Origin of the sequence: Bacteroides cellulolyticus (assembly GCF_025567135.1) — a bacterium.
Lineage (GTDB): Bacteria > Bacteroidota > Bacteroidia > Bacteroidales > Bacteroidaceae > Phocaeicola > Phocaeicola cellulolyticus.
Genome location: NZ_JAOQJJ010000037.1, coordinates 1 through 4,389, shown reverse-complemented (window position 1 = coordinate 4,389; position 4,389 = coordinate 1). Strand labels below are relative to the sequence as shown.

Below are 4,389 nucleotides of genomic sequence, written 5' to 3'. Positions count from 1 at the left end.
AGCATTTTCAGTGATTTGAATAATTTGAATGACATCACTATGGATCCTGACTTTGCGTCTTTGTGCGGTATAAGCGAAAAAGAACTTGTAGAATTCTTTGATGAAGATGTCAGGGTTCTTGCTGAAAAGCAGAACATGAGTTGTTCTGATACATACGCAATGTTAAAGAGGAAATACGACGGTTATCATTTTGTCCAGGATACAGAGGGAATGTATAATCCGTTCAGTGTCCTGAATACTTTTTTCAGAATGATGCCTGAAAACTATTGGTTCTCCACCGGTACTCCCACCATACTCGTAAAACTCCTTCAGAAGAACAATTACCTTCTGAGCGATCTGACAGGTAATGCAGAAGCTACAGCCGATGAGCTTACCGGACTTGAGACAATAAATACCAATCCTATTCCTTTATTCTTTCAGAGTGGATATTTGACTATAAAGGAGTATGACGAACGTTTTAAGAATTATATACTTGGTTTTCCTAATGAGGAGGTTGAACAGGGATTCCTTAATTTCCTTATGCCCAGCTATATGAATATGCATGGCAGGAATACCAGCTTCCATATAATGAATTTCATCAAGGAACTGGAAAAAGGAAAGATTGATAGTTTCATGGAGCGTCTTCAAAGTCTCTTTTCTGACACTCCATACGAGTTGATTCGCGACACAGAACTTCATTACCAGAATGTTCTTTTCATAGTCTTCCGTCTTATGGGTTTCTACACTCATGCCGAGTATCATACTTCTCAAGGCAGGATAGATATGGTGGTGAAAACTCCACAGTATATCTATGTAATGGAATTCAAGTTTGAAGGCAGTGCCGAGGATGCCATCGCGCAAATAGACTCACGAAACTATGCTTTACCTTTCATGTCTGATGGACGTAAGGTTTATAAGATAGGGGTTAATTTCAGTGCGGAAACCAGAAATATAGAGAAGTGGATAGTATCCGATTAAGCGATATAATGAATACACTTAGTATCAAACGTGCGTATTTGCAACATGAATGTGCGAATACGCACGTTGTTTTATATTGATATTTGAATGTATTGTCTTGATTAATAGGTGATTATGCGTTTGATATGATTTTTGATTATATTTACTATGAGAACATATTATGAATTTTAGGAATACGTCAGTTTTATACTGGTGTGTTATTTAAATTAAATGAATTTGGATATGATATTACATTATTTGAAAGTAGCCATACGCAGCCTGATGAAATTCAAGATGCAGAACATTATAGCCATATTCGGATTGGCTATGTCGTTGTTTTGCTTTAGTGTCTGCCTTTATTTTAGCAGGTATATATTCAGTACAGATGATTGTTTCAGGAATAGGGACAGGATAGTTGAATTATATTTAGAACGTTCTGACAATAATTTCAGTAGTATAACTTCAGGTAGTTTACCTTCGTTTTTGAGAAACCAAGGTTTGAATGCAAAAGCCTTTTGTGGAGTTGCAAGAACGGATGAACGCTCGTATAACATTGAGGTTTATGAAGGTAAACTGTTACCTTATAACCTGAGGTTCATGGAGACTGATTCCTGTTTTAATGAAGTCTTTACTCCTGAAATATTACATGGCAGTTGGAAAAATGCAATACAGAATCCCAATTCGGTAATTCTTTTTGAAAGTACAGCTAAACGTATTTTTGGTTCAGCCGAAAAATCAATAGGTAAACGTATGGTTTTAAACAGACGTTTATATACTTCGCCAAACAGTACGCCTCGTGAAGGAGGGATAAATTATGTGATACAGGCGGTAGCCAAAGATTTGCCATTGAATAACAGTTTGAACTTTTTATGTAAAACGGATGCTTTGGTTATTAATGATACAGAAGGGCAAATCAATGACAGAAATTTGCCGGTAATGGATGCTGTTACATTCGCACTGGCAGAAGATGCAGCCTCGGTACAAAGTCTTATTGAAGAATTAGATGAAAGGAAGCTTGATTTTGAATTCTTTAATGAGAAAAGGGGAGTATCTGGCGGTACTTTCGGAACTTATTTTTGGAGTGATGAAGGTGTAGCATTATATTTTGCTAATATTACTCTTATAGCCGGAATATTGGTATTGGTGGTTGGCTTGCTCAATTTCTTTCATTTTATAATTGGCTCTTTCCTCATACGTGTGAAAGAATGTAATATCCGTAGGGTGAACGGTGCCGGATTTAAAGATATGTTTCTGATGTTTTTCGTACAGATAAGTGTTTCTATATTTTTGTCGGCATTCGTTACTTATCTTATCATAGAACTTCTTTCACCGTTCCTTAGTCTTACACTGGTACGTTTCAGCATTGTCATAGATCCGTATTTACTGATGTGGCAGACTTTTACTTATCTTATTGGCATCATGGTGTTGTGTATGGTGATATCGTTGTTTGTAATAGTAAAAGTGAGACGGTCGTTTCTCACTCAGAAACTTAACACAGTCACCAGAAGATATGGCAGGCACAGGTTGAGAAATTTATCATTGGGAATGCAGCTGTTTATCAGTCTGATATTTATTTCGCTTGCAACGGCATTGTACATGCAATCTGTGAATACAAACAATTCTGTTTTCGGAACATTGTCAAAAACAGAAAAAGAACGTATCCTTAGTGTTTCACTCGATTATTCTTTTATGGATAATAATACTAAAAAGACATTAATAGACAAGTTTAAACGATGTCCGGGTGTGGAAGATATCATTATTTCAGATATCAATTATCTGCATGGAGTTTCAGGTACAGGACTTTTTCTGACAGAGAAAAGAGAAAATTATGTCGATGCAAATGTAATGCGTGTATCACCGAGCTTTTTCCGATTTATGAATATAGGCATAATATCCGGTAATGAGCAGAAAACATTGGGCGAGATGATAATAGACGAGGTACTTGCCAAACGTATAAACAAGGATATTCAATTAGGGAAAGTTTTGTATGACTATAATAAAGGATATACACTTGTAGGAATATCAGCTCCTTTTGTATCGTCTAATTATTCTGGTAGGGAATTAAACGGTTTTATGTTTGTACCATCCGATTTTTCTGATTACATAGGACATTGTTATGTTAAATGTTATGCCAATCGTTTGAAAGAAGCTGTTTCGTCAATAAAATCTGTAATGAAAGATGCTTTGCCGGAAAGTATTGAAGTCTCCGTACCCACAATGATGGATGATATATACGAAGAGCATGCTCTGGAATTCAAACTGAGAGGTATTGTACTCTTTATGTCAATCATAGCACTTATCATCTCTGTGCTTGGAATTTATTCAGCAATAACTCTTGACACCGAATACCGCCGTAAGGAAATGGCTATACGGAAGATAAACGGAGCAGGAGTTCGTCAGATAGTATTGATTTTTGCAAGGCTTTATATCGTGTTGGTTATCGTTACTGTGGCTATAGCATTTCCTATAGTGGAATTCCTGTTACAAATGTTCAGCAATATATATTATTCTTTTATAGATACAGGTATATTGTTTTACGGAGGAATATTGTTGTTTGTGGTGTTGCTCATTACTCTGACAGTTTATGTCCGCATAAGAAATATAGCGCGAATTAATCCGGCTGAGATTATAAAGAGCGAATAGATTCAGGATTTCCCTTATTGTGGTAATGGATAGTTCATATTGAAAAACTGTGTTTTTCTTTTGTCTCTACGCTTTCATTTGCATATCTTTGTAGAAACAACGGTGTCTTATTCAAAATTCAGACTTTATATGAACAGATTATATCCCATAGGAATCCAGAACTTCGAGAAACTTCGTAAGGGTGGTTTTGTTTATGTTGACAAGACTGCGCTTATACATCGTCTTGTCTCTACAGGCGGTTATTATTTCTTCGGTCGTCCGCGCCGTTTCGGCAAGAGTCTGATGATTTCCACTCTTGAATCTTATTTTGAGGGTAGAAAAGATTTATTTCAGGGACTTGCAATAGAAGGACTGGAGAAAGAGTGGAATGTTCATCCGGTGTTTCACATGGATTTGAACAGCCGCAATTATAAGGATGTTGATGCTCTTTATGGCATTTTCAATCAGCATCTTGAAAAATGGGAAGAAGTTTATGGCGATGAAAAGAAGGACCGTGCACCGGAAGAGCGTTTTGCATATTTGATAGAAAAAGCTGCAAAACAGACAGGTCGCGGTGTAGTAATCCTGATTGACGAGTATGATAAACCTCTTATACAATCATTGGACAATGAGGAACTTCAGTCTGAGTACCGAAGTATTCTGAAGTCCTTTTATGGGAATCTGAAATCATGCGACAAGTATATCCGCTTTGCTCTCCTTACGGGAGTGACCAGATTCAGCAGGGTTAGCATTTTCAGTGATTTGAATAATTTGAATGACATCACTATGGATCCTGACTTTGCGTCTTTGTGCGGTATAAGCGAAAAAGAA

The 4,389-nt window shown here is 36.8% G+C and carries 3 protein-coding genes; all 3 read left to right on the top strand.

The window, feature by feature from the left end; genetic code table 11:
* A partial coding sequence (locus OCV82_RS15040) for a PD-(D/E)XK nuclease domain-containing protein (protein WP_154045192.1) occupies positions 1–957 on the top strand: 957 nt, incomplete at its 5' end.
* Between the two features lie 222 nt (positions 958–1,179).
* Complete coding sequence (locus OCV82_RS15035) at positions 1,180–3,579, top strand: ABC transporter permease (RefSeq protein ID WP_262543862.1); 2,400 nt, start codon at positions 1,180–1,182, stop codon at positions 3,577–3,579.
* A 129-nt stretch (positions 3,580–3,708) separates the two neighbouring features.
* Positions 3,709–4,389: ATP-binding protein (locus OCV82_RS15030; RefSeq protein WP_154045188.1), on the top strand; the 681-nt coding region annotated here is incomplete at its 3' end.